Source organism: Glutamicibacter sp. AOP12-B1-11, assembly GCF_052379245.1.
Classification (GTDB): domain Bacteria; phylum Actinomycetota; class Actinomycetes; order Actinomycetales; family Micrococcaceae; genus Glutamicibacter.
In genome coordinates, this window is record NZ_JBQSYL010000031.1 from 43,895 (window position 1) to 49,894 (window position 6,000).

Below are 6,000 nucleotides of genomic sequence, written 5' to 3' on the forward strand. Positions count from 1 at the left end.
CGGTGCCACCGGCGGCCCAGGGCGCAACGCGGACGCTGCCGGCTCCCGCTAGGGCGGGGTGGACATGTAGCTGAGGCAGTCCTCCAACGCACGACGGGAGGTGAGATAGCCCTCGGTGAACAATTCCAGCATCGGCAGGTAGCTGCTGCTCAGGTAGCCGCGGACGATCGATGCGAGGTCGGATGGGTCCGCCGGTGGCTTGAGCGTCACCTCCAGCAGCAGCGCGCCGAGCGCGGAAAGCGTGAGGTAGCGCGCCCGCGCCGCTTCGTCCCGGCTGGGCACGATCACCCCCGCGGCGACGCCCTCGCGGCTGTAGCCCACCGCGTCGTCGACCATATGGTCGATGAACTCCCGGGCCAGCGGGCCGCCGTCCTGCATGGACCGCAGAACGTACCCGAGGACCGCCGCATTCTCCTCGGCGGCCGCGAACATGTGCATGAGGCTCTGGCCCGCGGCGGCCTCGGCGACGTGCTCGCGCTTGAGCCGGCGAATCGTGGCCAGCATGTTCTCATCGCAGGCGTCGCGGAGCTTGGCCTTCGAGCCGAAGTGGTGCATCACCAGGCCGGCGCTCACCCCGGCGTCGGAGGCGATGGCCCGCACCGAGGCGCCGAAGCCCTCTACCGCGAACCGGTAGGCCGCCGCATCGCGGATCCTGGCGCGCGCGGTCAGGTCGCTGCTACCCGGCGACGACGCGGACGACGTGCTTCCCGCAGGGTCTTGCCCACCCTTAGCTGAACGCATGTTCAAGATTCTAGTCCTGTGTTCAGCCCCGTGTACAGGTCCTGCTGGTCTTCGGCTCGCGGGGATGCCGAAGGGCCTGCGCGCGATCTTTGGCGTGGCTCGGTCTGCGGATGGCGAGGCCGTGCTCAGGCAAGGCGGGGCCTATCCACGTTGCCATTCCGCCAAGGTATCGCAGGCCACGGTCTTGACCTGGCTAGCAAAACTGGCACAGTATGTCGCATGACCAATCCAGATGCCCCAAATCACTACCGCCAAGACCCAGCCGAGCTGGTGGACGTGTTCATTGGGCAGCATCGCCAGATGCTGCTCGGATATCTCGATGGGCTGACCGAGTCCGAGGCAAGGACACATTTGGTTGCCTCGAAGACCACGCTGCTCGGGTTGCTGAAGCATGCGGTGTTTGTTGAACGGGTCTGGTTTGGCGAGGCAGCCACCGGGGCCTCGCGCGCTGAACTCGGTATTCCGCAGTCCCCGGATGAATCATTTGACCTGGCGCCAGGGGACACTATCGCCTCGGTAAGCCGGGCTTATCGACAAGCGGTAGCCCGCTCTCGCCAGATCCGCCAAGGCCTGGCGGATGATGCGGTGCTTTCCGGAAATCGGCGTGGTCCGCTCTCGCTCGCCTGGATACAGCTGCACCTGCTGCGCGAGCTCGCCCAACACTGCGGGCATGCGGAAATCCTTCGCGAACAGCTGCTCGGCGCACGCACCGAAAGTTGCAGAAGTCTCGTGAAGGCAGCAAGGCCGACTCCCTGAATAATGGGAATCGGCCTTGATATTGCTCTTGGATTTTAGCGGCGGACGTTGCCGATGAAGTAGTCGGAAGGAACGATTTCCTTGCCCAGCGGCATCAAGGATACCGGGATCATCTTCAGGTTGGCGATGCCCAGTGGGATGCCGATAATTGATACGAACATCGGGATCGCGGTGAGCACATGGCTGATGGCAATCCAGATACCGGCGAAGATCAACCAGATGACGTTGCCCAACGTCGAAAACGCGCCGACCGGCCCGCGGTCAACGACCGTGCGCCCAAATGGCCACAGCGCGTAACCGGCAATTCTGAATGACGCGATGCCGAAAGGAATCGTGACGATCAACAGGCAGCAGATGATACCGGCTAGGACATAGCCCAACGCCAGCCAAAGTCCTCCAAAAACAAGCCAAATGATGTTCAATAAACCGCGCACTAGATCTGTCATACTTCTAGGATGCCTGTTCGAGGCGGCTATTCGCCATAGGGGAACACCCGGAACGCCCCCTAGTATTTCTCGATGCCCGCTTCGCGGGTGTGCAACGCCCTATAAATTCCAAGTTTGTGCCGGCCGGTACTCGGCTAGGATTAATAATCATGAGCGAACGTAGCGAAGAGCAGCCTGCAGTCACCGGCAAGGCGGCCAAAGACCCATCTTATTTCCGTGCCGAACCGGTCTCTTTCGTACGCAGAGGCAATCGGCTGCAAGGACGCCGCGCAGCTGCTTGGGACCGCAACGCCGATCGCTACGTGATCGAGCCGCCGCGTAAAATTGCAGATACTTCGGTGGCAGACGACTTCCGCTTGGATCCCGAGCAGGCATTCGGACGCGTCGCCCCGCTGATCGTAGAAATCGGCACGGGCTTGGGCGAATGCATCGCCAATGCCGCCAAGGATGACCCCGAGCGCAATTACCTGGCCGTCGAGGTGTACCTTCCGGGATTGGCCCAGCTGATGCTGAAGGTTGAATCATTCGAGTTGGAAAACGTTCGCGCGGTGCAGGCCAACGCGCCAGAAGTACTCGAGGTCATGCTCGAAGAGAATAGCGCCGATGAGCTCTGGATCTTCTTCTCGGACCCTTGGCACAAGCCGCGTCATCACAAGCGCCGCCTCATTACCTCCTCATTCCTGGACAAGGTCGCGCGCGTGCTGAAACCCGGCGGGACACTGCGCTTGGCCACCGACTGGTCGAACTATGCCGAGCAAATGCGCGAGGTGCTGGAAGCTCACCAGGCTTTCGAAAACCAGTACCCCGGCAACGCTGCCGGGGAGGAAAGCAACCTGACCAAGGTGCGCCGGAACGGCATGGAGGGCTTCGACCCTGAACCGGAATTTGTCGATGACCGAGGTGGCTGGGCACCACGATTTGAGCGTCGCATCCTCACCAGCTTCGAAGGCAAGGCCTTGAAAGCGGGACGTTTGGTCTTCGACTTGGCCTTCACCCGAGCCGCCAAGTAGGTCTTAGTTTCGCAGGGCCATGATTGCAATAGACTTGCAGCCATGGCCCTTAGCGCATCCCCCACCCTAGAATTCGCCGGTGTCCGGCTCGAACAGCTCGACCCGAAGCATGCGGCAGATCTCAGCGCTCTGGTGGCCCGCGACGGGCTGGACCAGGCCTGGTTCGCTAAGACCCCTTCGGCGCAAGCCATGTACTCCGAGATTGAGCGGCGGCTGGCCCTGCAGGGCGAAGGCAAGATGGCCCCGTTCGCAATTCTCGATCTGCAAAGCAACAAAGCAGTGGGCGCGACGACCTACCTCAACATCGATGCGGTCAATCGTCGGGTGGAAATCGGTTCAACCTTCCTGGGACTTGCCCACCAAGGCACGGGCATCAATGCCGCCGCGAAGTACCTATTGCTTCAGCGCGCCTTCGAAGAGCTCGACTGCATCGCCGTGGCTTTCTGCACGCATTGGCATAACCGGCAGTCCCGGGAAGCTATCGCCCGGCTAGGCGCCAAGCAAGATGGGGTGTTGCGCAATCACATGTATGACGCTCGCACCGGCACCTTGCGAGATACCGTGGTTTTCTCGATTTTGCCGCACGAATGGCCCAGCGTGAAGCAGGGGCTCTTGGCGCGTTTAGCCAAGCACGACCGCATCTAGGCTCCCGCAGTCCTTAGCTGAGCAGGGATTTCGCCGCGTCTTCGCGCAGTTGCACCTTGCGAATCTTGCCGGTGACCGTAATCGGGAACTCATCGAGGATCATCACATAGGCCGGGATCTTGTAGTGCGCCAATTGCCCTTCGGCGAAGTTCTTGATGTCTTGGACCCCAAGGGGCGTTTTGCCAGCCTTCATCTTGATGCAGGCACAGATCTCTTCTCCATATTTTTCATTTGGCACGCCCACCACGGAGACATCTTCTATATCGGGATGCCCGAATAGGAACTCCTCGATCTCCCGCGGGTAGATGTTCTCTCCCCCGCGGATCACCATGTCCTTGATTCGCCCGACGATGGTGCAGTAGCCGTCCTCGCGCATCACCGCGAGGTCTCCGCTATGCAGCCAGTTCTCCGAGTCGATGGCTTCTTCGGTTTTCGCCGCGTCGTTCCAGTAGCCGAGCATTACCGAGTAGCCTCGGGTGCAGTACTCGCCGGGTTGCCCGCGCTCCACCGTCTCGCCGGTTGCCGGGTCCACGATCTTGACCTCAAGGTGCGGATGCACCCTGCCGATGGTTTCCGTGCGAGCCGCCAAATCGTCATCGGCACGCGTCTGGCAGGAGACCGGACTGGTTTCGGTCATCCCATAGGCGATGGAAATCTCGGTCATGTTCATCTCCTCGAGGCAGCGGCGCATCACCTCGACAGGACATACCGAACCTGCCATGATTCCGGTACGCAAGGTGCTCAGGTCATGGGTGCCGAAGCTGGGATGATTCTGCATGGCGATAAACATGGTGGGCACCCCATAAATCCCCGTGCATTTTTCCTCGGCGATGACTCGCAAGGTGGTTTCGGCATCGAAGCTCGGGGCGGGAATCACCATAGTGGTACCGTGCGCGGTGCATCCGAGATTACCCATCACCATGCCAAAGCAGTGATAAAACGGCACCGGGATGCAGAGCCGATCTTCCGGTCCAAGCCGAATGGTCTGGGTGACGAAGAACCCGTTGTTCAAGATATTTCGATGGCTGAGCGTTGCGCCTTTCGGATATCCGGTGGTCCCCGAGGTGTATTGAATATTAATCGCTTGATCCGGGGCCGTCTGCGCCAGGCGTTGCGCGACCTGCCCCGCTTCCACGCCCTGTCCGCCGTGGATTAGTTCGGTCCAGTCCTCGGTGTCGAGGTAAACCACCCGCTCAAGGGTTGGGGTGTCCACCGCGCAGCGTTCGACCATGTCTCGATAGTTGCTTGTCTTGAAGCGGGACATGGTGATCAGCATTCGCAGGCCACTGTGATTGACCGCGTAGGAGTATTCGTGGCTGCGATATGTCGGATTGACGTTCACCAGGATCACGCCGATTTTTGCGGTGGCATATTGCGTGAGCGTCCACTCGGCGCAGTTCGGCGCCCAAATGCCCAGCCGGTCGCCTTGCTGAAGGCCCGCCGCGAGCAGACCGCGTGCGAGGTCGTTGACCGCCTGGTCTAGCTCATTCCATGACCATCTTCTTCCGCTGGCGACCTCCACGAGCGCTTCACGTTCACCGTACTTGGCGACGGTACGCTCTAAATTTGCGCCGATGGTTTCGTCGAGAAGCTGTGCACCTGTTTCGCCCTGGGCATATGATTTCATGCGCGCACCGGCAAACCGGGGGTCGCGGAAACCGAAGGTGCCGGCTGAAAGTGCGCCGTTGCTGAAAGATGTTCCTGCACGAAGCTCTCCGTTCTCAAAACAGTCCTGCTGCACTATTTTCTGGTCCGGAACGGTGCTCCGGTGTGCAACTGCGCGATTCACGAAAGGTGAGGTGGATCACGTTATTCTGAGACTAATCCGGATGCTGGCAAATGGCCAGTTGAAATCGGTGAGAGGCGCCGTCGAGGGTGCGAGAGGTACGCGGAGCGCGGGACTAGCGGCCGATGGCGCGGCGGGTGGTAAATAGGGTGACGCTTGGCTCGCGGCGTGCCGGGCGCATGCCACGGGCCATGGACACCACATCTCCGGCGGCCGTACCCGCGGCGAAGACCCGGGTTTGGCCTTGCTGGACCGCGTGCAGCTCATCGCGCAGTTCGGCCACTTGGCCCTGGAGGTGGGCTACCTGGTTTTGCAGCTCGATGATGCGTTTAATGCCTTCGAGCGAAACGCCTTCCTTGCTCAGCAGCTGCACCTGGCGCAGCAGCGAAACATCACGTTGAGAGTAGCGACGCTGCTTGCCGGCTTGGCGGCTTGGAGAGACCAATCCGATGCGGTCATATTGCCGCAGCGTCTGCGGATGCATGTCGGCTAGTTGCGCGGCGACTGAAATGACGAATACAGGTCGCAAGAACTCGTGGGCCATGAAATTCAGTCTCCTTACTTCCGCTGCTGGGGATACATCCATTGTCCACCGCGGCGTGGCCCCGAAGGGGGG

Annotated in this window: 7 protein-coding genes; 3 read left to right on the forward strand and 4 right to left on the reverse strand. The window is 60.9% G+C overall.

What is annotated here, in order from left to right; translation table 11 throughout:
• Nucleotides 1-48 precede the first annotated feature (48 nt).
• Nucleotides 49-741 carry a TetR/AcrR family transcriptional regulator gene (locus ACT3UQ_RS16495; RefSeq protein WP_105553263.1) on the reverse strand — a complete coding sequence of 231 codons (693 nt, stop codon included), beginning with the start codon at nucleotides 739-741 and terminating at the stop codon, nucleotides 49-51.
• A gap of 219 nt (nucleotides 742-960) precedes the next feature.
• Between ACT3UQ_RS16495 and ACT3UQ_RS16500 the strand changes: the two genes are divergently transcribed.
• Nucleotides 961-1,497: a DinB family protein gene (locus ACT3UQ_RS16500; RefSeq protein ID WP_105553264.1), complete on the forward strand. Its 537-nt coding sequence runs from the start codon at nucleotides 961-963 to the stop codon at nucleotides 1,495-1,497.
• 35 nt (nucleotides 1,498-1,532) lie between these two features.
• Here the strand turns inward: ACT3UQ_RS16500 and ACT3UQ_RS16505 are convergent, their stop codons facing one another.
• Complete coding sequence (locus ACT3UQ_RS16505) at nucleotides 1,533-1,943, reverse strand: YccF domain-containing protein (RefSeq protein WP_255248325.1); 411 nt, start codon at nucleotides 1,941-1,943, stop codon at nucleotides 1,533-1,535.
• 149 nt (nucleotides 1,944-2,092) lie between these two features.
• Here ACT3UQ_RS16505 and trmB point away from each other — a divergent pair, with 149 nt between their 5' ends.
• Together trmB and ACT3UQ_RS16515 are read left to right on the forward strand one after the other, a co-directional pair.
• Complete coding sequence (gene trmB / locus ACT3UQ_RS16510) at nucleotides 2,093-2,953, forward strand: tRNA (guanosine(46)-N7)-methyltransferase TrmB (RefSeq protein ID WP_105553265.1); 861 nt, start codon at nucleotides 2,093-2,095, stop codon at nucleotides 2,951-2,953.
• A gap of 42 nt (nucleotides 2,954-2,995) precedes the next feature.
• Nucleotides 2,996-3,598, forward strand: coding sequence for a GNAT family N-acetyltransferase (locus tag ACT3UQ_RS16515; protein ID WP_105553266.1), 603 nt, complete (start codon nucleotides 2,996-2,998; stop codon nucleotides 3,596-3,598).
• A gap of 13 nt (nucleotides 3,599-3,611) precedes the next feature.
• Here ACT3UQ_RS16515 and ACT3UQ_RS16520 read toward each other — a convergent pair whose 3' ends face one another.
• Nucleotides 3,612-5,225, reverse strand: coding sequence for an AMP-binding protein (locus ACT3UQ_RS16520; RefSeq protein WP_444637556.1), 1,614 nt, complete (start codon nucleotides 5,223-5,225; stop codon nucleotides 3,612-3,614).
• A 274-nt stretch (nucleotides 5,226-5,499) separates the two neighbouring features.
• The gene (locus tag ACT3UQ_RS16525) at nucleotides 5,500-5,928 is read right to left on the reverse strand and encodes a heat shock protein transcriptional repressor HspR (protein ID WP_105553267.1); all 429 of its coding nucleotides are present in this window, start codon (nucleotides 5,926-5,928) and stop codon (nucleotides 5,500-5,502) included.
• Between the last annotated feature and the right edge of the window lie 72 nt (nucleotides 5,929-6,000).